Raw genomic sequence first — 22,855 nt, 5'->3', positions numbered from 1 at the left:
AGGCACGCAATGGCACATAACGGCAGCACGGCGATGGCGCCGAGGGTCCTGTACGTCGCGGGGGCGGCAGCGGTGCTGATCAGCCTGTTGGCCTGGTCGGTGGAATGGAGTGGGCTGGCCTATGTCTGCCCTTACTGCCGCGTGCAGCGCACCGTCATCGGCGTGCTGGGTCTACTGATGATGTTTGCACGGCCGGGTGGCATCGTCGTGCCGTGGCTTTCGAACGCAATGGGTGGTTTCGCGTTCGTGGTCGCGGCGATGCAGCACTTCAACGGCTGGAAGCGTATCTCCGCCGGTGAATTCAGCTTCAATGCCCAGTGGTACATCGACCCATGGCTGCTGTCCGGCTGCGCGATGCTGATCCTGGTGGCACAGCTGATGCTGGTGCAGGCCGCCTGCCGGCGCCCGGTGCACGCCGCTCTGGAGGCCGCATGATGCGCCCTGTCTGCACGCTGGTCCTGCTCATTGCATTCCACAGCATTCCGGCGCGTGCGGCCGAAGATGCCGGAGCGCCCAAGCGGCCTTCGGTGGAAACCCTGCAGCGCCTGATCGTGGACAAGGCTCCGCAGACGCGGATCGCGACGCCCGACAGCGAGCGCATCACCGCGCGTCGCATCGATATCGTCGATGACCAGGGCGTGATCCGCATGACGTTGTCCGGGAAGACGCCGGCGCCGATCATCGATGGCATCCAGTACAAACGCGCCTTCAACGTGGCCGGCATGGTGCTGTACGACGACAAGGGCAGCGAGCGCGGTGGTTTCGGCACCGCTGATGTCGACGGCGGCATGGCGGTGCTGGCGCTGGATCATCCGGCGATGGATGCGATCGGATGGCGGGTGTCTCCCGATGGCCAGGTGAGCTTCTCGATCAACCAGGCACCGAAGCTGATACGCGAACCCACGCTCGGGAATGCGCTGATTCCCGGTGTGCAGGCACCGACCCGCATCGGCCTGGTGGTCGGCGCCGATGGAACGCCGGCCATTGCATTGAACGACAAGGCGGATCGGCCGCGGCTGCGGCTGACCGTCACGCCGGAAGGCTACGGGGCGATCGAGTTCCTCGATGCGCAGGGCAAGGTGGTCCACACGCTGGCGCCGGAGGCGGAGCTCCGTCGCTAGCGTGGCGAGCCTGCTGGCCGGTACCTATGCGCGGCGTCCCCGGCCGTCGATGCTGTAGCGCCCGGCTCCGGTGCAGGCCAGCAACAGGAACCCACCGGCCAGGCCCAGATTCTTCAGGAACATGATCTGCTGGGTCTGGTCGCCGAAGTTGTGGTGGAAGATGAAGGCGGTGACCAGGCTGAAGCCCACCAGGACGATCGATACCAGCCGGGTCTGGAAGCCGAGCAGGATGCACAGGCCGCTGCCGATCTCGAAGGCGATGGTCGGCCACAGCAGGATGCCGGGCACTCCCATTGCTTCCATGTAGCCCTGGGTACCACTGAGGTCGCCGAGCTTGCCCAGGCCGGAGACCAGGAACAGTGCCATCAACAGGATGCGCGCAAGCAGGAAAGCGAGCGAGTGCGAGGAAGTGCTCACAGTGAAGTCCTTGAGGGTGTCCGACCCCCGCGATCGGAGCCCACAGGCAGTGAAGCCCGTGTATACACGACACGGCTGCCTTCCGGTTTCCCGCGCGGCCGGGGACCTTCGAGTGCCGAAGGAGGCTGCCTCAGTCATCCTTTGGTGATGGCGCGTCTGCGCTTTGCCGGAACACCTGCAGCTGCGCGGCAAACGCACGCTGGTAGGCGGGGCGTTGCGTTGCACGGCCCACATAGGCGACAACCTGCGGGTACTCGTCGAGGAGGCCGCTGCTCTTCAGGCGCAGCAGCACCGAGACCATCATCAGGTCCCCCACGCTGAAGTCGCCATCCAGCCACGCCGCCGTGCCCAACCAGGCCGACAGCTGTGACAGCCGCGTACGCACGCGCTCTTCAAGCATCGGAAGACGCTGTGCATACCAGGGTTGTTCGCGCTCCAGCACCCAGACCATCGAGCGCTCGACGATGGGCGGTTCCACCGTATTCAACGCAGCGAACACCCACATGATCGCGCGCATGCGTGCGTCCGGATCAGCGGGGAGCAGGCCGGCATGCTGTTCGGCCAGGTGCAGGACGATTGCGCCGGATTCGAACAGGACCTGGTCGCCGTCCTGCCAGGTGGGGATCTGCCCGAAGGGGTTGCGCGCCAGGTGGACGGGCTGCTTCAGCTCGGCAAAGCTGAGCAGCTGCACGTCATAGGGCACGGCCAGTTCCTCCAGCGCCCAGCGTACGCGCATGTCACGGGCCAGGCCCTGGCCGCGGTCGGGAGAGGTGGCAAAGGCGGTGAGGATCGGGCACATCGGGGCACTCCTGGAGGCTGAAAGACCCGCCTTTCCTTCTCCGACGAACGACGGGGCGGGAAATCGACAACCTTCCCGGGGCGCCGGGCGATACACTGCCCGCCACCCATCAATCCTGTGCCTCCTCATGTGGCAGCGCCGCACCTCCCTGGCCGAACTGCAGCGGCAACGCGATGTGCTGCAGGCTGAGATGGATGCGGACGCCCTGCGACGGGTCTCACGGCTTCCGCCGGATGATCTCGTGGCAGCGCTGATGCCGCAGGCGCGCCGGCTCCAGGAGCTCAATCAGCTGATCCTGCGGGCTACACCGCCGCGTGAACTGATGAAGCGCCTGAAGGCGCTTGAGCGACAGCTGCTCGAACCCGGTGCACAGAGCGCAGGCGTGCGGAAGGAGCTGGAAGACGAACTGCGCGATCTGCACCTGTACTTCAGCAATCCGCGCCGTCGCCCCTTGACGGCGAAGGTCCTGCTGATCCTGTTGGCCAGCGTTCTGGCCGCCTTGTTCCTGCCGAGGCTGCTTGTGGACCTGCTGGTCGCTCTCTAGGCCGCGCTCACCCCGCCCGATGCAGCTTCCTGTACTGATCCGGCGTGCACTGCGCGTGCCGCTTGAACATCTCGGCGAAGGCGCTGACGCCGGAATAGCCCAGCTCTTCGGCGATCCGGCTGATCGGCCGGCGTGTACACAGCGCCTCGGTGGCGCGCACGAACTTCACCCGCCCACGCCAGTCGCCCAGCGACATGCCCAGTTCGCTGCGTGCCAGGCGCTCCAGCTTGCGCACGCTCATGTGGTGCCGCCGCGCGATCTCGGCAACCGATTCGGCCGCCGACAGGTGTTTCTCCATGTACGCCATCACCTGCTTCAAGGCATCGCTGCTGGCGATCGGCAGGAAACTGGGCAGCACAGCGGCATTGACGATCTGGTCGATCACCACGGCGGCCATGCGCCGCTGGACCGGTGTCTGCGGATCGGTCACGCCCTGTCGTGCCAGTTCATGCAGCAGTTCGCGCAGCAGCGGGCTGACTTCCAGCGCACTGCAACGCGTGGGCAGCCGGCGTGAAAGCGCCGCCGACAGATAGGCCGAGCGGTAGGCCAGCTGCGAGCGGTTGCGCGAATAGTGCGCCATTCCTGGTGGAATCCAGATCGCGTAGTGCGGCGGCGACACCATCCACTCGCCGTCGATCTTCATCTCCATCACCCCCTGCGCGACGAAGTTGAACTGACCCCACGGATGGCTGTGCGTGCCCCAGTCCGTGGGCTCCATCGCGCCCTGCCGGAAGTAGATCGGGCCAGGCAGCTGGCGGAAGGTGGGGATCGGCTCCATCGATTGCCGCAAGCCGGGGTCGGGGTGGCGCATTTTCGGGATGTCCTCAATATACGCCAAGCGTACGCTGGCCATTCCCCCACGTACACCTGCACGCGTGAACTATCTCTTCCCGATCCTCGCCTGCCTTCTGTGGGGCGCGAACACCATCGTGACCAAGCTTGCTTCGGGCTCGGTCGGTCCCATCGATATCGGCTTCTTCCGTTGGCTGGTCGCGGCGGTGGTCCTGCTGCCATTCGCGCTGCCGCGGCTGCGCGGCAATCTGCCGACCGTGCGCGCCAACCTCGGGCGCTTCCTGGTGCTGGGCTGCCTGGGTGGGGTGATGTACCAGTGCCTGGCCTACTATGCGGCGCACTTCACCTCGGCCACCAACATGGGGGTGATCCAGGCGCTGATTCCGTTGATCGCGCTGGCGTTGTCACGCGTGTTCATGGGCCATCCGGTGCGTGGTGCTTCCATTCTTGGCGCGGTGATCTCCACCGCCGGCGTGGTGGCGGTGGTATCGCAGGGCGACCTGGCACGGTTGGCGGCGCAGGGCCTGAACCGCGGAGACGCGATCATGCTGATCGGCGCATTGGCCTTCGCCGCCTACAACGTGCTGATGCAGCGCTGGAAGATTCCGCTGTCGGTGCTGGAGTCGCTGTTCCTGCAGGCCACGGCGGCCTCGCTGATCCTGCTGCCACTGCAGTTGCTGGTCGGTACCGGGGTGAGCAATCTGACCGCCGTCGGTTGCATCGGCTTCGCGGCGGTCTGTGCCTCGATCCTGGCGCCGCTGACCTGGATGACTGGACTTTCACGCCTGGGCGCTGCGCGCGTCTCTGGCTTCTTCAATCTGGTGCCGATCGTGACCGCCGCGCTGGCCGTGCTGCTGCTGGGCGAATCACTCAGTGGCTGGGTCCTGGGCGGTGGCCTGCTGGCGGTGTCCGGCGTGGTGTTCGCCGAGTACGGTGCCAGGCGCGCCGCTGCAGTGCCGGGCGAGCAGCCCGCATAGGGCTTCGGTCATGCGGGGTATGTGTCCCCGCTCAGCGCCTGTTCCACCCGCTGTTCCAGCGCGTCTGCATCATGGCCGCGTTTGCCCTGCAGGCTGAGATACAGCGAAAGCGGGTCAACCACATCGCCGATGCTGGTGAATGCCGGCGGATAGGCCCAGATCTGCAGCCGTGCGCTCTGGGCGCAGTCCGGGCCGGGCATGGGAAGTGCACCCAGCAACCGCCACGCATCGATGTGCAGCGCGCGGGTGCCGCCGATCGCGGGCGGTGACGTGTCAGCAAGCGCATCGAGGCCCGCCGTCGGCGCCGGGTGCCCGGCATCGCGGAGCGCCTCGGCGGTCGGGCCCCAGCAGACATCCACTTCCTTCAGGATGGGGGAACGCAGGAACGGCTGCGCCCTGGCCCAGACCTCGTCGCGGTTGCCGGCCAGCTTCAGGAAGCGCTCGCGGCCACCGGTGGAGCGTTCAACCAGGCCGCGACCAACCAGTTCGGCAGACAGGCGCGACGCAGTCATCGAGGTGTAGCCGGCGGCAGCACTGATCTCGCGCGGCGACCACCAGCGCGACTGGCCGCTCAGCAGCACGTGGATCAGCACGGCCTGCGCCGAAGGCAGCAGCGAGATGGCCTTCTTCTCATGATCAGGGTCGTCGCGGAACTCAATGGCCAGGCTGGGCGCGAACAACTGGGTGTGCGGGACCACGAAGTCGATGTGGTTCTCGACCAGGAAGCGACGCTGGGTCGGCGTGAGATAGGGCGAGACGTACAGCACCAGTGCATTCGCAGCAGAACGCAGGCAGCGTACATCCTGGATCACACGGGTGCTGGATTCGCCGGGCTCGCGGGCCACGGCGAGCATGGCGGGGGTTTCCCCGTACAGCATCAGTCCGGCGAGGTGGTAGCGCGATGCCGTTGCGTGGGGAATGGCATGCAATGAAGCAAGTGGATGCACCGCCGAGGCGAGCCCGGGGAGAATCCTGCGCAGGTACCGCTGCGCGTCAGCGACCAGGTCGGTCAGGCCGGTGCGAACTGCCGTCGTCATCTCGTACTTCCCTTGCGGCGTCACGTCCGGAGGGTCGGAACCCGGCCACATCGCCACATTCAGTGGTGAACCTGGAGACGGGTGTGCAGTGTCGGGGCGCGTGGCGATCCATGCGGTCCTGCTCCTTAGCCGTCATGACATCAAGTGTTGCCGGGAACCTTGGAGATTCCGTCGAAAAACGATGGAGATTGGGTGGAGGTGGTGTGCATCGTGGCCGGCGGACTCCCCTTCCGCCGGCCACGAGCACGGACATGCCCGTCAGAAGCGCTGCGAGTACTTCACGTACACGGTGCGGCCGATATCGAAGCCGCCGTAGTAGGGGAAGGAGCTGGACGGCTTGGAGAACATGATCGGGCCCTGGTGGTTGAACACGTTGTTCGAACCCAGCGCCACGGTACCGTCCCACGGCAGCCTGTAGCTGACCTGGATGTCATGGAAGGCATTGGAGCCCACCTTGCGCAGAGCATCCGGTTCTCCGTAGGCGTAGCGATCGGGCAGCGAGCACGGACGGTTCGGCACGCAGCTTTCGGCCATGCCGGAGTAGTAGCGCACCGTGTACTGCGTGCTGAAGTTGCCAAGCTGCCAGTTCACACCCAGGTTCGAGCGCAGGCGGAAGATGCCCGGCCGACCGATCCGGCCCATCATGATGGTGTCGCCGGCCGAGTTCTGGTTCTCCTCGTCGTACTTGGAGACATAGCTGTTCTGCAGGTCGATGGTGAAGCGGCCGAACGAGAACTCGGGCAGGCGGTAGTGGATGCCCAGATCCCAGCCTTCGGTTTCCATCGAGCCCAGGTTGGCCAGGCCGTAGAACATGCTGGTGATGTGGCCATCGCCAGCGCGCCTGATGCTGCCACAGCGCGAGGAATTGCCCAGCACGTAGCAGTCACGCAGGATGCGGTCGACGCTGTCCTCGATGATCATGTTGGTGATCTTGTAGCTGTACCAGTCGAGGTTGATGTCCAGGCCATCGACCCAGCGCGGGCTCCAGACCACGCCCACGGTCTTGCTCTTGGACTCCTCCGGTCGCAGCTTCGCGTTGGAGCCGGTGGTGAATTCGTCGGGCGTGGCACACGGATAGCTGGCACAGGGCTTCAGGCTCTGGTTCAGCTGCTGGTAGCCCAGCGGGACGCCGGCAGCGTTGCAGGCAGCGTTGCCGTTGACGCTGTTGGTGGCGCCGGTGCCGCAGGGATCGACATAGGTTTCGAAGCTGGTCCCCATTCCACCATACAGGTCGGAGATGCTCGGGGCGCGGAAGCCTTCGGCGAAAGTGCCGCGGATCATCAATTCCTCGATCGGGCGCCAGGCGAAGCTGGCCTTGGAATTGGTGGTGTTGCCGAAATTGCTGTAGTCGGAATAGCGCGTGGCCAGGTTCACGGTCAGTTCCTTGGCGAACGGCAGGTCACGCAGCACCGGCACGTTCACTTCGGCGAAGAACTCATTGAGACTGTACTCACCCGAGGTGGTGGATGCGCCCAGTGCCGTGCTCTGGCGCGACTGGGCAAAGGCGTCGGGCACGAAGCGGCCTTCTTCCTTGCGATACTGGTAACCCAGAGCGACGGACAGGTCACCGGCAGGCAGTTCGATCACTGGCCCGGAGATATTGGCGAAATAGCTGCGGGTCTTGGTGATGCCGGTATCGTTGAACGTCGGGAACAAGAAGCGCTGCAGTTCGGGATCGGAGAGAGAGCCAGCCCCCGCGACACCGTATGGCAGCAAAGGATTCCAGGCCAGGCAGCCCGTGACCGGCGATGCCGCCGTGCCACACCGGGCCACACCGTTGGCATCGAGGTAGGAGGGCCCCAATGCCTGCCGGGAAGCGATCAGGCTCATGTCGCCACGGCCTGTTTTTGTGACTTCATTGCGGTTGAACAGCGCACCGACTTCCCAGTCGTACGTCTTGGCGCCCAGTTCGAAGTAGCCGGACAGGCTTGGTGCAATGCGCAGCGACTTCAGCTTGCTTTCGGTCGTGCGCGGCACTTCCCACAGGCGGCGATTGAACGCGATGCTGTGGTCGAGCGGGTTGAAAACGCTGCCTGCGTCCAGGGGCGTGCCGAACTTGGTCGACTGATACGGGTAGCCCGCGATCTGCTGGTCGGTGGTGCGCTCGTTGTAGCCGATGTCGGCGGCGAACTTGATCTGGTCGGTCAGCGCGTAGTCCGTGCTGAGGAACAGCGAGCGACGCTCGATGCCGGTCTGCAGGTGCATCTGGTCGTTGCCGTTGGCGAACTCGGCCGGCGTGATCGGGTGGTAGTCGTTCGGATTCTTCGGGTCGCCGCCACGGTTGAGCGTCTTGAACACCGCGTCACCGGTGTTGCACTTGTAGAGCGCCGGGTCGCACCACGAACCGTTCTGGCTGATGTTGCTCCAGTCCGCGCCCGGGTAATTGGGGCCGGCGCCGCCGTACCGGGAGAACTCGCGGTCGCGGGCAAATACCGGGTCCGACTTCTGGTATTCCAGTGCGAGGGTGTATCCGCCACGTTCTCCACGGGCGCCGGTCACCAGCGAGAACGTGCTGTCCTTGCCATCGCCCTGGCTGAACTGCCCGTGCTGCATGGACACTTCCAGCCCTTCGTAGTTCTTGCGGGTGATGATGTTGACCACGCCAGCGATCGCATCCGAACCGTACAGTGAGGAGGCGCCGTCCTTCAGGACATCGATGCGTTCCACCGCGCTCATCGGAATCTGGCTGAGATCCTGCAGGCCACTGGTGGTCGCGCCCAGGCGCTTGCCATTGACCAGCACCAGCGTGCGCGTGGCGCCCAGATTGCGGATGTCGACGTAGTAGCCGCCGACATTTTCACCGGACGACAATGCGCGTGCACGGGAGATCGCCGGCGCGCCCGTAGACGTCAGGTTCTGCAACAGGTCGGCGATCGTGGTGAAGCCCTGCTGCTCGATCATCGTGCGGGTGATGGCGATGATCGGCTGCTGCGTTTCGATATCCACGCTGCGGATGGCAGAGCCGGTAACCTGGATGCGATCGAGGTTCTTCGGCGTCTTGTCGCCGTCATCCTGCGCATGCGCGGCCGGTGACCAGGCGGCGGCCAGGGCCGTTCCCACTGCCAGGGAAAGCAGGGTGTACTTGTAATGCATTTGGCTCTCTCCAAATCCAGTTGAATGGGTTTCCGCATTGCTGCGTGGAAACCGATCTGAAACTCCGCCGTGCGGAATCGGAAGGAACCTAACATTCCGTTTACAACTCGATTACGTTATGGACGCGTTATCGTCGCGCGCCGGCTACAGCGTTCATGCACAAGCCATGCACGAAACCGCGACGCGCACCGGGGGTGCTCTGCTTCAGTCTGGCTGCGGGCCGATGACAGACTCCAGGAGACATCCGATGAATACCCCCGGCAAACCAAAACCCACGTGGAAGCAGTGGCATGTGCTGTTGCTGGTGCTTGCCATCGCACTGCTGGTGATGCTGATCATCGTCATAGCGCCCTGGTGAATCGTGGGCATTCTGCTCAGGTGCCGTGAACGTGGAAATGCGATGGGATGAAGGAGTCAGGACGCGTTGAGGGTGGTGATGCACGCATCAATTCGTACTCACCCAGCCGGCACATTCAAACCTCCACAGTGGTCCCGAAGGCAACGCACTCGCGCTGTCATTCTCCATAGACCATCGAGCACACAGGAGCGATTCCATGAGCACCCAGTCCACCATCGAACATCGCCTCAACGACCTGATCGAGATTGCCCGGGACGGAAAGTCGTTCTACGAAGAAGCTGCGACCAAGGTGAAGGATGCCGAACTGTCGGCCCTGTTCACCCGCATTGCCGGCGTCAAGGGCCGCATCGTCGCCGCGTTGAGCAGTTCGGTCGCCGCCAGCGGCGGCAAGCCCGCCGAGCACGGCACCATGGTCGGGTCGATGCAGCAGTTCTACGGCAAGGTGCGCGCTGCATTCGGCGACACCAACTACGGTTACGTGGCCGAGCTGGAAGAGTCCGAAGACCGGCTGCTTGGCGCGTTCAAGGACGTGCTGAAGGACAACGAACTGCCGCCGGCCGTGCGCCAGGAAGTTACCCAGATGCTGCCTGAAGTGCAGGAATGCCACAACGTGATGCGTGCGCGCAAGCACGCGATGAAGGCGGCCTGACGATCATCGGCGGCCTTCTCCCCGGGGCCGCCACGGCCGGGGCAGCGTGGCTGCCCCGGCCAACTTCGAGGTGGCGTGCAGGACTCAGCGTGGCGCATCGGGCGCGATGTCCTGCGGGTGCAGCACCCGCCCCATCAGCTCGCTGAAGATGGGGGCGGCGACTGCTCCGCCACCGTAGCCTCCGCGGCGTGTATCGGGATCGTCCACCACCACGGCGACCGCATAGCGTGGATGTTGCGCCGGTACGACCCCGGCAAACAGGGACATGTAGTGGCGCGCATACCCGCCGGCAGCCGCCTTGCGCGCGGTACCGGTTTTTCCGGCGATGGCATAGCCGTTGATGCGGGCCCGCGTCGCGGTGCCACCCGGCTCGCTGGTAGTGGCAATCATGTCCAGCACCTGGTCGGCCACGTCTGCGGGCATGGCACGGCTCACCACTGTTACGCGGCCATGCTCGAAGGTCGGTTGTACGCGCAGGCCATGGTTGGCCAGCGTCGCGTAGGCATTGGCCAGCTGCAGCGTGGTCATCGATAGCCCGTATCCATAGGCCAGGGTCTGCTTGCCGGTGCCACTCCATGCAGCAGGCGCGGCCAGTACGCCGTTGCGCTCGCCGGGAAATCCGCTCCCCGAGACATGCCCGGCGCCCAGCGCGGCAAACATGGCGTGCAGCTGTTCCCGGCTCAGGCGGTGCGAAATCAACGAGATGCCCACGTTGGAGCTTTTCTTCAGGACCCCGGTGGTATCCAGTACGCCCAGATTCCGATAGTCACGGGTGGTGAAGCGCCCATTGCGGATCCAGCCGGGGTGGGTGTCGAACGTGCTGGCAGACGTGGTCACGCCGGCCTCGAGCGCGGCGGCGACGGTGAAGGGTTTCACCGTGCTGCCGGGCTCGAACACATCGGTCACCGCACGGTTGCGGCGTGCATCCGCGGCGCCGGTGCCGGGCGCATTGCTGTTGTAGGTGGGCCAGTTGACCATCGCCAGGATCTGGCCGGTGCCGACTTCCAGCACCACGATGCTGGCGGCAACCGCGCCGTGGCGTTGTACTGCCGGTCCGAGTCCAGCATGGAGGATGTGCTGCATGCGGCTGTCCAGCGACAGCACGATGTCCTCGCCGGGACGCGCCGGACGGCCGCGGTCGCGCAGCTCGACCGGGCGACCCTTGCGATCGATGATGACGTCACGGTAGCCGGCCTGTCCGCTCAGGCGCGCATCGAACAGGTGCTCAAGGCCTTCAAGGCCACGGCCCTCGATATCAGTGACGCCGACGGTCTGCGCGAATAGTTCCGACTGTGGGTAGAAGCGTTTGAACTCCTGCTGCAGGTGGACCCCGATCGGCGCCTTGGCCTGCAGTGCTTCAAGGCGGGCGGGATCGCCGCGACGGAAGCCAGGCAGGTAGACGAAGCGTCGCTGCCGGCTGCGCGCCAGCACTCTGGTCAACGCCTTCGCGTCAGTATCCAGAACCGTGGCCAGCTGCTCGACTGAACCTGATGCGTCGAAGAAGGCGCGCGGGTCGATCCACAGCGATGCCACGGGAGCCGATCCGGCAATGACGATGCCGTGGCGGTCGTACAGCGTGCCGCGATGCGCGCGCAGTGGATGGTGGCGGAGTATCCGTGCTTCGGCCTGGTGCCGGTAGAAGTGATGATGAACGATCTGGACGTCGGCGGCCCGCGCCAGCAGCAGGCCCGCCAGTATGGCCAGTGCGGCGCAGGTCAGGCGGTAGCGGCGGCGGAAGTCATGGGCACGCGTGCGGCGTGGCGCCATGGTGGGTGTGCGCATGCGATGGAGCATCGAGACAATGGTTACAGCGGTTGCCCGGCGATGTAGGCCAGCAGCGCGGAAGCACGGTCGATGACATTTGCGTGGCTGCGGCCATCGGCAACAGCCATGCAGGCGATTTCCGCATCGCGCAGCGTGGCCAGCCGGTCCTGCAGGGCCGGATAGGGTTCGGCCGTGCGATAGGTCGCGGTGTAGCCTGCATCCAGCAGCGGTTGTACCTGCACGGGGTGGCTGTGGTGCTGGTTGCGCAGGGTGTGGTCGATCCGTGCGACATCGCAGGAGGCGATGGCATTGAACGCGTACTCCCAGGCCACGGCATTCGCCATGCCCTGGTCGATCTGGCTGAGCAGCGCTGCACGTGGCGGCTCGACGGGGAGATTGGGCGATGCCGCCTCTGTGGTGGCTGCCAGCATGGCGAACAGCAACAGGATCAGGGGTAGGTTCAGTCGCATGCGCGCGATTCCGGGTGTTGCGGGAGGGACGGTGCTTCCGCCGCAGACCGGCTGCGGCCCAGCAGCAACACCGCAAGGCTGGCCAGCAGTGCGGCAATGGCCGACGTCCACAGTGCACTGGCAAATCCGTAGCTGTAGATCGCCTGTGCGAAGGCCACGGTGCGCGCATCGGCGAAGGTGCCGGTAGCGATCGCATCGGCCATCGGCAGTACATCGCGCGCGGGAACCACAGCCGACAGTGCGTTGCGGATGCCCAGGCTTAAGGCACTGGACAGCACGGTGAATCCGAGCAGGATGCCGACAAAGCGCGTGGTCGCGCTGATGCCGGAGGCCATGCCGGCCCGCTCGCGCGGTGCCGCGCCGATGATGGCTTTGGAGGTCTCGCCATTGAGGATGCCGCCGCCGGCACCGATCACCACCATTGCGACGAATGCCAGCCACGGCAGGTGCTGCCACGCGGCCAGTCCGGCCACGGCATTGCCCGCGGCCGTGATCGACAGCCCGATCGCCAGCATCGCCGGACTGTTCAGATGGCGACCGAGCCGCCGGCCCACGCTGGGAAACAGCAGCATCGCCGCAGCGAACGGGAGCATGCCGGCACCCGCAGCCAGTACGCCCAGGCCGATGCCGTTCTGCAGGTACTGCGGCAGCATCGACGCCATCACCTGTGCGCTGACCGAATAGCCGACCATGGCAATGAGTGCGCCGACGAAGCGCGGACTGGCCAGCAGCCCGAGATCGACCATGGGATGTGACCGTGCCCGTTCAACGATGACGAAGGCGGCGGCCATGATGATGGCCAGGCCGAGCCCGCTCAGCGCTGGCGCCGATGACCATCCTTTTGCCAGTCCTTCCACCAGGAAGAACACGATGCCGAAGATGGCAACGCTGAAGGTGATGATGCCGGGCGGATCGAGCGGGCGGACCACGCTGTCGGACGACTCGGGTATCCAGCGCAGCGTGCCGTAGCCGAGCAGGCCCAGGAACGGCAGGATCGCGACGAACACCGCGCGCCAGCCCCAGAGCGCGGACAGCAGGCCGCCGATCAGTGGCGAGAGCACCATCATCACGCCCATGGCTGTGCCCCAGAACGCCCATGCAGTGTCTTTGGCGGCCCCCTGGTGGTAGGTGTGGCCGATGATCGACAGCGAGGGCGCCAGCAGGAAAGCAGCACCGATGCCCTGCAGTGCCCGCGCCAGGTAGAGCAGGGTGGCACCGGGCGCCAGTGCACAGAGCAGAGAGGTGATGGCGAACAGGCTGATGCCGATCAGCAGCACCCGGCGGCGGCCGTAGCGGTCGGCGACGGCACCGGCGGGCAGCAGCAGTGAGGTGAAGGACAGGATGTAGGCACTGATCACCCACTCGATATCGGCGAATCCGGCGTGCAGGTCGCGCGCGATGCTGGGCAGTGCGACCGCTACGGCATTGGTCTCCAGCACGGTCATCGTGCAGCCCAGCGAGGCCACCAGCAGGATCGCGTCAGGCAGCGTGTGCCGTGCAGGCGAAGAGGGAGGGGAGGGCGGCACCGGTCACTCGCAGGAAGGGAGGACGGCCATTCCAGCAACGATCGGTGTTTGTTTCATTCTCGGTGTTTTCTGGTTACGTTAGCTTGAACCTAACGAAATGCCGCCCATGGAACGCCGTCACCTGGAGTACTTCGTCACCCTGGCCGAGGAACTGCACTTCGGTCGCGCGGCCCTGCGGCTGGGGATCGCCACTCCCACGCTGAGCGTGCAGATCCAGGACATCGAGCGTCGCCTCGGCACGCGCCTGTTCGACCGCGGCCGGCGCGAAGTGTTGCTGACCTCCGCAGGCGAGGTGTTCCTGGCGGAAGCCCGCGATGTGCTGCGCCGGTTCGAACAGGCCGAAACCCTGGGCCGGCGCGCCGGGCGGGGTGAGATCGGCAAGATCGAGATCGGCTACGTCGGCTCCGCGCTGTATGCCGGTGCGTTGCAGGATCAGCTCAGCCGGTTCCGCAGCCGCTACCCGGGCGTGGACCTGCAGGTGAGCGAATGGCCGATGGGCGAGCTCCCGCAGCTGCTGCAGGAAGGCCGGGTGGATGTGGTGTTCTGCCGGCCTCCGATGGATGTACCCGACAGTTTCGGCGAACACACCCTGGTCGAAGACCAGTTCTGCGTGGCCCTGCCGGAAACCCATCCGCTGGCGCAGGCCCGCGCGCCGGTACAGCCGGCGTCATTGGCCCGGGAAAGCTTCGTCATGCCGGAGCAGCCGGTGGGCGCAATGGAAGTCGGGCGCCGCGGCGGGTTCATTCCACGTATCCGTTCCCAGCCCGGGCATCTGGCGGCGGTGTTGGCCGAGGTGTCGGTCGGCGTTGGTTCGGTGGCGATCGTGCCATCGGTACTGCAACGCACGCTGGTGCTGCCCGGAATGATCTATCTGCCACTGGCCGGCCCCACCATCGTCTCGACCATCGCTGTGCAGTACCGGCGGGCGGAGACCTCGCCTGTGGTGCGACGGCTGATCGAGCAGGTGAAGGAGACGCCGTGCAGGCGCATCGACATGTTGCCCCTGGCCTGAGCGCCGCGCGGCAGGTGGACGATTGCTACACTTGCGCCACCTGCATACGCATTCGATGGACATCATGAACAACGGGAACGGTCCGCAGACAGTTCGCTGAGCCGCAACAACGATGCAGACGTTGTTGCGGTGATCATCCCTGCGATGCACGCGAAGTGGATGGATCACCGCCGGATTCACTCTGGGCGGAGACTCCCCATGTTCAATCGACAGGCCCCGCGTTGGGCCCACCCGCTGCCATCGGCCATTGTGCTGATGGCGCCGTTTGACCTCCTGGCCTCGCTGGCCATGGATATCTATCTTCCTGTGGTGCCGGTGATGCCGCGGGCACTGCAGACATCACCGACGCTGGTGCAGCTGACGTTGAGCATCTACCTGCTGGTGCTCGGCCTGGGCCAGTTGCTGTTCGGCCCGTTGTCCGACCGCATCGGGCGGCGGCCGGTCCTGTTGCTGGGGGCGTTGCTGTTCGCGCTTTCGTCGTTTGCGCTGGCCATGTCCAGCAGCGGCGCAGCATTCCTGGCCTGGCGAACCGTACAGGCGGTGGGGGCGTCGGCGGCATTGGTGGCGACCTTTGCCACCGTCCGTGACGTGTATGCCGATACGCCCGAAGGTGCGTCGCTGTATGGGCTGTTCGCCTCGATGCTGGCCTTCGTGCCGGCGCTGGGACCGATCTTCGGCGCACTGCTGGCAGGCGCGGTTGGCTGGCGCGCGATCTTCGTTCTGCTCGGCGCACTGGGCATGATCGCCGGCATGCGCGCGGTACGGCATTGGCAGGAAACCCGCCCGCGGTGCCATGACACGTCGCGACCGTCGGTACGACGCATCCTCGGCAGCGGGGCGTTCTGGGTCTACACGCTGGGCTTCAGCGCGGGCATGGGCACGTTCTTCGTGTTCTTCTCGGTCGCGCCCCGGCTGCTGGTCGGGCGCATGCAGTACTCGCCGCTGTCGTTCAGCCTTGCCTTCGCCACGGTGGCGCTGGTGATGATCGTCACGGCGCGGATGGCGCACGTGTGCATTGCCCGCTGGAACGTGCGCGGTACCTTCCTGCGCGGCCTGTGGGTGATGGTGGCCGGGGTGCTGCTGATGGCGTTGGCCGCAGCGTGGCCTCCCTCGTTCATCGCGGTGGTGCTGCCCATGTGGGGCATCGCGGTGGGGCTGGTGATGGTGGTTTCGGTGGCCGCAAGCGGCGCGCTGCGTGATTTCGCCGATGCGTCGGGTACGGCGGTGGCTCTGTACTACGCGGTGCAGAGCCTGATTGTGGCAGGCATCGGCACGCTGGTTACCGTGGTGCTGCCCGGCGATACCGTGTGGCCGCTGGTGGCCTATGGCTTGCTGCTGCCACTTGCCAGCCTGGCAGGTACCGCCGTGCTGCGGCATCGCACATAGCGCTGGATGGCGGGCAAAAAAAGGGGCGGCCGCGAGGCCGCCCCAACCCGTCAAGAGAACACGTGTTTAGAAGCGGACGGACCAGCGTGCAGTGGCGCCATGGTCGCGGCTTTCACTGCCGAACTGACCGCTGTAGCCCAGCTCCAGCTGCTGCCGCGGGGTCAGCCACGCCGCCAGGCCCAGCTCGGCCACGACGGCGTTGTCGGCAATCGGAGCACCCTCGACCGCGAACGTGGTGCTGCTGTTGGCGAAGGCGAGGTTGGCCACCTGGCTGCGGTCGCCGGAGGCACGGCGGTAGCCGACACCGCCACGCAGGTGCAACCAGCTGTCCTGCTGGAATGATGCCTTCAGACCCTTGTCGAAACGGAGACCGGCGGTGGCGATGGTGGTGCCGGTGTCGTCCACCTTGCCGTGCAGTGCCGCCGCGCCGCCACGCTCGTTGATCTGCTTCAGGTCCACTTCCACGCGGGCGACCTGAAGGTACGGCTCCAGCCCACCTTCCGCATTGCCGAAACGGTAGCCCGCTTCGATGAAGGCCTGGCGTGTATGTGCGTTGTAGCGCGCGCTCAGGCTGTCGCTGAAGCCTGCGAAGGCAACATCACGCGTGCTCTTCACTTCATTGCGGCTCCATGCCACGCCACCGCGCAGGCCGAACCCGCCCCAGGTGTGGCTGGCGTAGGCGCCGAAGTGCGTGTTGTCGATCTTCGACTTGGCACGACGCTCCTGCTGCTTCACGTCGGTGCGGCCGGTGCCGGCCAGCACGCCGATCTGCCAGCCACCGAACTCGCGGTCGATGCCGACCAGCAGGCCATTGCTGTTGGCTTCCGTGCGGGCGGTGTTGGCGTTGCCATCCAGCTTGCTGTTTCCGCCCAGGGCCTGCACCCAGGCGCCGGTGGCATCACCCGTATCGGATCCCGGTGCGGCCGCACCGGCACGGCGTGACAGTGCGGCGTCGCGCACATGGCGGCTGCCCTCGACCAGGGCCAGCGACGTGGCCGCGTGCAGTTCACCGCTGAGGCCATCAAGCACGCCGCCGACCTGTTGCGGGAACAGTTGGGTCAGCGGCTTGGGCAGGCCCTGGTTGATTGCCAGTCCATCGGCCGCCGCCGCGGCCGCACGCTGGTTCGGCGTGGCGGCGGCACTGGCGAGCGACGCACCACGGGCCACGTCGATGCGGGTGCCATTGGCACCGTAAGCCAGGCTGAACTGCAGGAACGGCGAGAACGCGCTGAAGTCGGTTTTCGCGAACTGGCCGCTGACACCGCCGTCGGCGCGGATGAAATTGAACTGCTCGCCGAGGTAGTAGGTACCCGGCTCCGGCAGTGCGATCAGGGTGCCGCCGAGGGTGGCGGTGCCGGTCACGTGCAGCTGGTCACTGCGCCCGCCCGGAGCAAGTTCGGCAGCATAGACGCCGGTTGCACCCTGTACGTAGTTGCCGTTGATGGTCAGCGTGCCGATCGAATTGCCGGGCGCGATGATGCCGTCGACGTGGGTGCTGCCGAGCGTACCGACACCCTTCAGCAGGCCGTTGGCACCGACCGTGGTGGTGCCGCCGGTCTGCGTGCCGTTGAAGGACACCACGCCACCGTTGACGGTCAGGTTGCTGTCCTTCAGCAGGCCGCTGCTGCTGACCGTGCTCACGCCCCCGGTGGTGTTCAGCGCGGTGGAGACCAGGCTGCCATTGAGCAGGAACTGGCCACCCTGGACCTCGACCGCAGACGTGAGCGTGTTGGCGCCATTCAATTCCAGCGTACCGTCCTGCAGTACCGCGCCGTTGAAAGTGTTGTCACCGCTCAGGCGCAGCCAGCCGATGCCGGACTTGGTCAGCTTGCCGGGGCCACCGATGTCGTTGGTCCAGTCGTCCCAGGCATCGCCTTCCCAGACCTTCAGGCCACCGGCCTTCTGGTTCATCACCACGTTGGTATCCACGCGCAGCGAGCCGTAGCCTTCGATGGCCTTGCGCAGGTCGACCATGCCCCAGCCGTAGATCTCGTCGACGCCCGGTGCGCCAAGATCGCGCGCGGTGGTCAGCAGCACGTCGCGGACCTGGGCGTTGTCCAGATAGGGGAAGCGCTCCATCAGCAGGCCGAGCGCGCCGGTGATGTGTGGCGCCGCCATCGACGTGCCCGTCTTGGTGCCATAGACGTACTGGGTGTTCTCGCTGTCGATGATCAGGCGGACATAGGCGGAAGTGTTCTCGACGCGCCCCTGGATATCACCGGACACGATGGTGCTCAGGATGTCGGTGCCGGGTGCCGAGATGCACCAGTTGGCGGCGACGCCGCAGATGCTGGAACTGCCATCGATCACGTAGTCGGTTTCGCCCGCAGCAGCGTTGGGCCGGCGGACGTTGGCCACGGCCAGCCAGTACGGTTCCAGTTCCGGCTTCCAGCGCGGCATGGCGGCCGTGATTCCGGCGACGGCGCCGCTGCCGTTACCAGCCGACCACACCTGGATGAGGGTGGAGCCGGGAGCATCGCCATCGCTGGCGTAGATGCTGCCATACACGCCGTAGCCGTCACCGATCGCTGCATACTGCGCATCCAGCGCGGCAGCAGTCATGTTGCGGGTAGAGATACCCCAGCTGTGGTTGATGGCGCGCACGCCCTGCGCCTGGATCTGCGCATACATGTCCAAGGTAGCGGCGTCATCGGGATCGGTGCGATATAGCGCGCGCGGACGATAGAAGTTGTCCGGATCCAGGCGCCACTCATAGTAGGTATCACCAAACACACGGGCTGCGGTCAGGTTCGAACCGAATGCTACGCCATGCATGCCTTTGCCATCGCGGTTGGCACCGATGGTACCCAGCACGTGGGTGCCGTGGTCGGCGTAGCTGAAGCCATAGGGCTGGCCTGCCGCGATCAGGCGTGAGGCCAGTGCGGCGGGAACGCCGGGGCCAAGGCCATAGTAGTTGTAGCCTGGCTGCTCGCCACGGGTTTGTTCGCAGGCACCGGTACCGGCCACCACGCCTGGCGTGGCGCAGTCCGCGCCGATGGTGATGCTGGACGTATTGCGCCCCGCAAATTCCTGATGGGCCAGTGCCGAGCCCGAATCGAACAGGGCAAGACGTACGCCCTGGCCGGTCAGTCCACGTGCATAGGCGTAATCGGCCCCCATCGCACCCAGCCCCCAGTCAGCGTTGAATTCATCGCTGCGCCAACTGGCCGCATCCCCGGGGTTGCCGAGAACGGACGAGTTGGCCGCCGCTGGCGTGGTGGCCGTCGGTGCTGCGGACGCGCCGCCGCCTGGTTGCGCCCAGGCCGCCTGCAACTGGCGCTGCTGCTGCCAGGTGTCGAGTGATTCGCTGGCGATGGCGGGCGTGGCAGCCACCAGCAACAGGGAACTGGCCACAGCCAGCGCGAGGCGGCTGTGCAGGAGAGAACGGGAGCGGGACGAACGGCCGTGCAGCGGGTGATTCATCAGACAACTTCCTTGATTGACGGACAACAAGGCCGTTAACCCCGCAGCGCGCCGATCACCCCCAGTGGTGTGAAGGAAATTTAATGAACAGGTTAATGTTCCGTGACGCGCGTGTTCACTCCATCTCCCGGAGACCCCGCTACCGTGGCCCGGCCTGGGGTCACCAGGCCTATCAAGGAGTGATGTCGATGCGTACTTTCAGGAAAATGATCGTGGGTGCCGTGTTCGCCTTGGCCTGCAGCGGTTCGGTTGCTGTGGCCGGGCCGATTCCGCCATGCGATCTTCCCTGTTGGAAGGCTTACCAGGCCTGCTTGTCCGGTGGCGGTGATGCGATGGAATGCCAGTACGAATACGATCGTTGCGTCATGGATCGCTGCGGCGCTGTGTAAGCAGTGGCAATGCAGGACTGATGACGAGCCCCGTCACCGACGGGGCTCTTCTGTTTCAGCGCAGCCCGATTGCAGGCCATGCACGCAGCGGCGAGGATGGGGAATCGCATCGGAGCCGCTGCACATGGCCGTCAAACGTGTCGTCGCCAACATCGCCACGCCTGATCCTGCGCGTGCCGCAGTGTTCTATGGCGAGCTGCTGGGCATGCCGGTGGTGATGGACCACGGCTGGATCGTCACCCACGGCGGCGAGGGCAGCGCGCTGGCGCAGGTCAGCTTTGCCAGTGAAGGGGGTTCCGGCACCGCAGTGCCGGATCTGTCGATCGAAGTGGACAATCTGCAGCAGGTACTGGAGCGCATGCGCGCGGCCGGCATCCCGCTGGAATATGGCCCGGCCGATGAGCCCTGGGGAGTGCGTCGCTTCTTCGTCCGTGACCCGTTCGGGCGGTTGTTGAACATCCTCGCCCATACCTGAGCGACAGACGGTTCGTCAGCGCCGCTTTGCACCGGCCGGTGGCACGCCGAGCATGCGCAGGCAATCGGCCTGCACGGCTTCGATGAACGCATCGGCATCCTGTGCCGGTGTGGCGATCAGGTCGTCGGTAGCGCCGTGCACACCGGCGTAGATCAACGAGGCGGTAACCTGCGGCGCCGGAAGCTGCCACAGACCGGCGGCGTTGCCCGCTTCGAGGATGCCCAGCAGCTGCTGCTGGATTGCATTGCGTTCGGCGTTGCCGCGCTGGTGGTGATGATGGTTGGCGTACACCACGTCGTGCAGTGCATGGGTGCGCACGTAAAGTTCGATGTTGGCGCGGATCCAGGCGCGCAGGCGTGCTACGCCATCGCCGTCGGGGTGCTGCTGCACGGCCTGGTCGACCGCTTCCATGAACTGCCGCGTGTAGCGCTGCGCCAGCGCCTGCAGGATCTCGGTGCGCGAGGCGAAGTAGGTATAGAAGGTGCCCTTGGCCACATCAGCCGCGGCGACGATGTCGCTGATGGTGGTGGCGTCCACTCCCTTTGACAGGAACAGTGCCTGCGCGGCGTCCATCAGTTCTTCCTGGCGGGTTTCCGCAGGCTTGGTGCGAGGCCTGGCGACAGCTGGGGTCTGCATGGTGGGCAAGGTCCGGGTGCGACGGTGGCCATTCTAGCTGTCCCTTGGCATTGACTGACCGTCGGTCATTGACCGACGGTCAGTCAGTGGCTACGATGCGCGCACGTCCTCCCCCGGGATCCACCCATGCAGCGTTTCCAACGTCCGGCCCTGGTGTTGGCCGCCTACCTCGGCACATTCCTCGCCTCGCTGGACATCAGCATCGTCAACGTCGCCCTGCCGACCCTGCAGCAGGCGTTGCACACCGACATGGCCGGCCTGCAATGGGTGATCAATGCCTACGCGATCGCGTTGTCGGCGCTGATGCTGTCGGCGGGGCCGCTTGGGGATCGTTACGGTCATCGGCGGATGTGGCTGCTCAGCGTCGCCACCTTCACGCTGGGGTCCCTGCTGTGCGCTTGTGCCGGCAATCTTGGAACCCTGGTGGCCGGGCGCGCAGTGCAGGGCATCGCGGGCGCATTGTTGATTCCCGCCGCAATGCCGATCCTCAGCCACGCGTTTCCCGACCCGCGCCAGCGTGCACGTGCGATCGGCGGCTGGTCGGCGTTCAGTGCGCTGGCCCTGGTGCTTGGCCCGCTGCTGGGCGGCGTGCTGGTGCAGCGCGCCGGATGGCCCAGCATCTTCCTGATCAACCTGCCGATGGGCCTGCTCGCGCTGGCGCTGGGCGCATGGGGAATTCCCGAGCGGCGGCATCCGCAACACGCCGCACTGGACCCCGCCGGGCAGCTGCTCAGCATCGTCGCGCTGGGTGCGCTGAGTTATGGCCTGATCGCGATCGGCGAGCATGGCCTGCTGTCCCCGGTGACCCTGCTGGCGCTGGGCGTCGCAGCCGCCGGACTGATCCTGTTCGGCATCGTTGAACGCCGGGTGGTACGCCCATTGCTGCCGCTGGACCTGTTTGCCGACCGCCGCTTCGGCATGTTCAACCTGGCATCGTTCGTGCTGGGCTTCACTGCCTATGCCAGCCTGTTCTTCCTGTCGCTGTTCTTCCAGCAGGCGCAGGGCCACAGCGCTGCGCAGGCCGGCTCCCAGCTGGCTCCGCAGTTCCTGTTGATGGGTGTCATCTCGCTGTTGTTCGGTCGTCTGGTCGCCCACCTCGGGCTGCACGCTGCGCTGGTGCTGGGCTACGCCCTGGCCGGGATAGCGCTGTGCTCGATGGCCACGTTCGAACCGGCTACGTCGCGCGCTTTTGCCAGCGCTGTGCTGGTGCTGCTTGGCATTGGCATGGGGCTGGCAGTGCCGGCGACCGGCATGGCGGTCATGGCCAGCGCGCCGGTCGAGCGCGCGGGTATCGCCTCAGCCACGATGAACGCATTACGCCAGGCAGGCATGAGCCTGGGCATCGCGCTGCTGGGCAGCTTGATGGGCCAGCGCGCCGTGCAGCACTTCGCCGTTTCCGCGCAGGCGGCCGGGCAGCGGGGGCTGGTGGCACAGGCGCGCGAACTGATCCTGCAACCGAGCTCGATGCACGCCACGCCGCAGATGCTTGCGTGGTATCGCAGTGCGATGGCCAGTGGTTTCGGCTGGGCGATGGCCGTGGCCGGTGCGCTGGCCCTGCTTGCTGCGCTGGGTCTGTATCGCCAGCGCGCACCGGCCTGACGCGCAGCATTCAGCCCTGCTGGCGTTGCGAGCCCTCTGCCGTGCGTTCGATCTCCTGTGGCTGCTGTTGCTGCTGGCGCGCATTGGCGTGGCGAGCGTGCCCACCCTCACGACCGATCGCGGCCATGTGCTGGCGGTTGCGGCTGATCGCCTCGCCGCCCTTGCGGCCTGCGACACGTGCTTCGGCCGGACTGAATTCATGCGCGTTGCCGGAGGCATGTGCGGCACGCCCGCCCTTGGCAGCGATCGCGCGCTGCTTGTCCTGGTCCATTGATGCAAAGCCCCGGTTGGAGCTGCGGGGGTTCTGCTCAGTCATGTGAAATCTCCTGCAGTGTGGACGCCGCCTTCGTAGACGACGGCCTCCATGCTTGGCCATCGCACGCTAAGT

The 22,855-nt window shown here is 65.8% G+C and carries 21 protein-coding genes; 10 read left to right on the top strand and 11 right to left on the bottom strand.

All coding sequences use genetic code 11. The features are described from left to right. The first annotated feature begins 9 nt into the window (after nt 1-9). Together ACW5IY_RS19225 and ACW5IY_RS19220 are read left to right on the top strand one after the other, a co-directional pair. Nucleotides 10-435, top strand: coding sequence for a hypothetical protein (locus ACW5IY_RS19225; protein ID WP_049436917.1), 426 nt, complete (start codon nt 10-12; stop codon nt 433-435). Beyond that, on the top strand, nt 435-1,121 hold the full coding sequence (locus tag ACW5IY_RS19220) for a hypothetical protein (protein ID WP_049436964.1): 687 nt from the start codon (nt 435-437) through the stop codon (nt 1,119-1,121). The genes ACW5IY_RS19225 and ACW5IY_RS19220 overlap by 1 nt, the downstream gene beginning before the upstream one ends. A 24-nt stretch (nt 1,122-1,145) precedes the next feature. Here ACW5IY_RS19220 and ACW5IY_RS19215 read toward each other — a convergent pair whose 3' ends face one another. Beyond that, nucleotides 1,146-1,538: a DoxX family protein gene (locus ACW5IY_RS19215; RefSeq protein ID WP_049436918.1), complete on the bottom strand. Its 393-nt coding sequence runs from the start codon at nt 1,536-1,538 to the stop codon at nt 1,146-1,148. A gap of 130 nt (nt 1,539-1,668) precedes the next feature. Next, entirely contained in the window at nt 1,669-2,337 is a 669-nt protein-coding gene (locus tag ACW5IY_RS19210) for a glutathione S-transferase family protein (protein WP_049436919.1), read from the bottom strand. Nucleotides 2,338-2,464: 127 nt separating this feature from the next. On the opposite strand from ACW5IY_RS19210, the gene ACW5IY_RS19205 reads away from it, so the two are divergent. After that, the gene (locus ACW5IY_RS19205; protein WP_049436920.1) at nt 2,465-2,881 is read left to right on the top strand and encodes a hypothetical protein; all 417 of its coding nucleotides are present in this window, start codon (nt 2,465-2,467) and stop codon (nt 2,879-2,881) included. Between the two features lie 7 nt (nt 2,882-2,888). On the opposite strand, the gene ACW5IY_RS19200 is transcribed toward ACW5IY_RS19205, so the two are convergent. After that, entirely contained in the window at nt 2,889-3,692 is an 804-nt protein-coding gene (locus tag ACW5IY_RS19200) for an AraC family transcriptional regulator (RefSeq protein WP_049436921.1), read from the bottom strand. A 7-nt stretch (nt 3,693-3,699) separates the two neighbouring features. On the opposite strand from ACW5IY_RS19200, the gene ACW5IY_RS19195 reads away from it, so the two are divergent. Further along, on the top strand, nt 3,700-4,650 hold the full coding sequence (locus tag ACW5IY_RS19195) for a DMT family transporter (RefSeq protein ID WP_192840222.1): 951 nt from the start codon (nt 3,700-3,702) through the stop codon (nt 4,648-4,650). 8 nt (nt 4,651-4,658) lie between these two features. Here ACW5IY_RS19195 and ACW5IY_RS19190 read toward each other — a convergent pair whose 3' ends face one another. Together ACW5IY_RS19190 and ACW5IY_RS19185 are read right to left on the bottom strand one after the other, a co-directional pair. Next, nucleotides 4,659-5,687 carry a hypothetical protein gene (locus ACW5IY_RS19190; protein ID WP_049436966.1) on the bottom strand — a complete coding sequence of 343 codons (1,029 nt, stop codon included), beginning with the start codon at nt 5,685-5,687 and terminating at the stop codon, nt 4,659-4,661. 258 nt (nt 5,688-5,945) lie between these two features. After that, entirely contained in the window at nt 5,946-8,780 is a 2,835-nt protein-coding gene (locus ACW5IY_RS19185) for a TonB-dependent receptor domain-containing protein (protein WP_049436923.1), read from the bottom strand. 554 nt (nt 8,781-9,334) lie between these two features. Here ACW5IY_RS19185 and ACW5IY_RS19180 point away from each other — a divergent pair. Then, nucleotides 9,335-9,787, top strand: coding sequence for a PA2169 family four-helix-bundle protein (locus ACW5IY_RS19180; RefSeq protein ID WP_049436924.1), 453 nt, complete (start codon nt 9,335-9,337; stop codon nt 9,785-9,787). A gap of 84 nt (nt 9,788-9,871) precedes the next feature. Here the strand turns inward: ACW5IY_RS19180 and ACW5IY_RS19175 are convergent, their stop codons facing one another. Genes ACW5IY_RS19175 through ACW5IY_RS19165 form a run of 3 tightly spaced genes read right to left on the bottom strand, consistent with a single transcriptional unit; the run spans nt 9,872 to nt 13,547 of the window. Next, nucleotides 9,872-11,569: a peptidoglycan D,D-transpeptidase FtsI family protein gene (locus ACW5IY_RS19175; protein WP_239682900.1), complete on the bottom strand. Its 1,698-nt coding sequence runs from the start codon at nt 11,567-11,569 to the stop codon at nt 9,872-9,874. Between the two features lie 23 nt (nt 11,570-11,592). Next, the gene (locus tag ACW5IY_RS19170) at nt 11,593-12,021 is read right to left on the bottom strand and encodes a hypothetical protein (protein WP_049436926.1); all 429 of its coding nucleotides are present in this window, start codon (nt 12,019-12,021) and stop codon (nt 11,593-11,595) included. Next, entirely contained in the window at nt 12,012-13,547 is a 1,536-nt protein-coding gene (locus ACW5IY_RS19165; RefSeq protein WP_049436927.1) for an MFS transporter, read from the bottom strand. Before ACW5IY_RS19165 ends, ACW5IY_RS19170 begins: the two co-directional genes overlap by 10 nt. 106 nt (nt 13,548-13,653) lie before the next feature. On the opposite strand from ACW5IY_RS19165, the gene ACW5IY_RS19160 reads away from it, so the two are divergent. Continuing rightward, a complete protein-coding gene (locus ACW5IY_RS19160) occupies nt 13,654-14,559 on the top strand; it encodes a LysR family transcriptional regulator (RefSeq protein WP_049436968.1) in 906 nt (301 codons plus the stop codon). A 198-nt stretch (nt 14,560-14,757) separates the two neighbouring features. After that, nucleotides 14,758-15,945 carry a CmlA/FloR family chloramphenicol efflux MFS transporter gene (gene cml, locus ACW5IY_RS19155; RefSeq protein WP_049436928.1) on the top strand — a complete coding sequence of 396 codons (1,188 nt, stop codon included), beginning with the start codon at nt 14,758-14,760 and terminating at the stop codon, nt 15,943-15,945. A 66-nt stretch (nt 15,946-16,011) separates the two neighbouring features. Here cml and ACW5IY_RS19150 read toward each other — a convergent pair whose 3' ends face one another. After that, nucleotides 16,012-19,368 carry an autotransporter domain-containing protein gene (locus ACW5IY_RS19150; RefSeq protein ID WP_049436929.1) on the bottom strand — a complete coding sequence of 1,119 codons (3,357 nt, stop codon included), beginning with the start codon at nt 19,366-19,368 and terminating at the stop codon, nt 16,012-16,014. Between the two features lie 188 nt (nt 19,369-19,556). Here ACW5IY_RS19150 and ACW5IY_RS19145 point away from each other — a divergent pair, with 188 nt between their 5' ends. Both ACW5IY_RS19145 and ACW5IY_RS19140 read left to right on the top strand, forming a co-directional pair. Further along, entirely contained in the window at nt 19,557-19,757 is a 201-nt protein-coding gene (locus ACW5IY_RS19145) for a hypothetical protein (protein WP_029550896.1), read from the top strand. A gap of 124 nt (nt 19,758-19,881) precedes the next feature. After that, nucleotides 19,882-20,232: a VOC family protein gene (locus ACW5IY_RS19140; protein WP_010481265.1), complete on the top strand. Its 351-nt coding sequence runs from the start codon at nt 19,882-19,884 to the stop codon at nt 20,230-20,232. A gap of 15 nt (nt 20,233-20,247) precedes the next feature. On the opposite strand, the gene ACW5IY_RS19135 is transcribed toward ACW5IY_RS19140, so the two are convergent. Then, on the bottom strand, nt 20,248-20,868 hold the full coding sequence (locus ACW5IY_RS19135) for a TetR/AcrR family transcriptional regulator (RefSeq protein ID WP_049436930.1): 621 nt from the start codon (nt 20,866-20,868) through the stop codon (nt 20,248-20,250). 126 nt (nt 20,869-20,994) lie between these two features. On the opposite strand from ACW5IY_RS19135, the gene ACW5IY_RS19130 reads away from it, so the two are divergent. Beyond that, complete coding sequence (locus tag ACW5IY_RS19130; RefSeq protein WP_049436931.1) at nt 20,995-22,467, top strand: MFS transporter; 1,473 nt, start codon at nt 20,995-20,997, stop codon at nt 22,465-22,467. A gap of 10 nt (nt 22,468-22,477) precedes the next feature. Here the strand turns inward: ACW5IY_RS19130 and ACW5IY_RS19125 are convergent, their stop codons facing one another. Continuing rightward, complete coding sequence (locus tag ACW5IY_RS19125) at nt 22,478-22,783, bottom strand: KGG domain-containing protein (protein WP_049436932.1); 306 nt, start codon at nt 22,781-22,783, stop codon at nt 22,478-22,480. Between the last annotated feature and the right edge of the window lie 72 nt (nt 22,784-22,855).

This window comes from Stenotrophomonas sp. C-A, from assembly GCF_054030835.1.
This window is presented reverse-complemented; position numbering and strand designations above follow the sequence as displayed.

Bases quoted from the DNA above. Each gene is read 5' to 3' on its own strand.
- ACW5IY_RS19170 (WP_049436926.1), bottom strand. From the start codon at position 12,021: ATGCGACTGAACCTACCCCTGATCCTGTTGCTGTTCGCCATGCTGGCA.
- ACW5IY_RS19150 (WP_049436929.1), bottom strand. From the start codon at position 19,368: ATGAATCACCCGCTGCACGGCCGTTCGTCCCGCTCCCGTTCTCTCCTG.
- ACW5IY_RS19145 (WP_029550896.1), top strand. From the start codon at position 19,557: ATGCGTACTTTCAGGAAAATGATCGTGGGTGCCGTGTTCGCCTTGGCC.
- ACW5IY_RS19130 (WP_049436931.1), top strand. From the start codon at position 20,995: ATGCAGCGTTTCCAACGTCCGGCCCTGGTGTTGGCCGCCTACCTCGGC.
- ACW5IY_RS19195 (WP_192840222.1), top strand. From the start codon at position 3,700: ATGTCCTCAATATACGCCAAGCGTACGCTGGCCATTCCCCCACGTACA.
- ACW5IY_RS19125 (WP_049436932.1), bottom strand. From the start codon at position 22,783: ATGACTGAGCAGAACCCCCGCAGCTCCAACCGGGGCTTTGCATCAATG.
- ACW5IY_RS19135 (WP_049436930.1), bottom strand. From the start codon at position 20,868: ATGCAGACCCCAGCTGTCGCCAGGCCTCGCACCAAGCCTGCGGAAACC.
- ACW5IY_RS19200 (WP_049436921.1), bottom strand. From the start codon at position 3,692: ATGCGCCACCCCGACCCCGGCTTGCGGCAATCGATGGAGCCGATCCCC.
- ACW5IY_RS19205 (WP_049436920.1), top strand. From the start codon at position 2,465: ATGTGGCAGCGCCGCACCTCCCTGGCCGAACTGCAGCGGCAACGCGAT.
- ACW5IY_RS19160 (WP_049436968.1), top strand. From the start codon at position 13,654: ATGGAACGCCGTCACCTGGAGTACTTCGTCACCCTGGCCGAGGAACTG.
- ACW5IY_RS19175 (WP_239682900.1), bottom strand. From the start codon at position 11,569: ATGCGCACACCCACCATGGCGCCACGCCGCACGCGTGCCCATGACTTC.
- ACW5IY_RS19210 (WP_049436919.1), bottom strand. From the start codon at position 2,337: ATGTGCCCGATCCTCACCGCCTTTGCCACCTCTCCCGACCGCGGCCAG.
- ACW5IY_RS19180 (WP_049436924.1), top strand. From the start codon at position 9,335: ATGAGCACCCAGTCCACCATCGAACATCGCCTCAACGACCTGATCGAG.
- cml (WP_049436928.1), top strand. From the start codon at position 14,758: ATGTTCAATCGACAGGCCCCGCGTTGGGCCCACCCGCTGCCATCGGCC.
- ACW5IY_RS19190 (WP_049436966.1), bottom strand. From the start codon at position 5,687: ATGACGACGGCAGTTCGCACCGGCCTGACCGACCTGGTCGCTGACGCG.
- ACW5IY_RS19140 (WP_010481265.1), top strand. From the start codon at position 19,882: ATGGCCGTCAAACGTGTCGTCGCCAACATCGCCACGCCTGATCCTGCG.
- ACW5IY_RS19220 (WP_049436964.1), top strand. From the start codon at position 435: ATGCGCCCTGTCTGCACGCTGGTCCTGCTCATTGCATTCCACAGCATT.
- ACW5IY_RS19185 (WP_049436923.1), bottom strand. From the start codon at position 8,780: ATGCATTACAAGTACACCCTGCTTTCCCTGGCAGTGGGAACGGCCCTG.
- ACW5IY_RS19225 (WP_049436917.1), top strand. From the start codon at position 10: ATGGCACATAACGGCAGCACGGCGATGGCGCCGAGGGTCCTGTACGTC.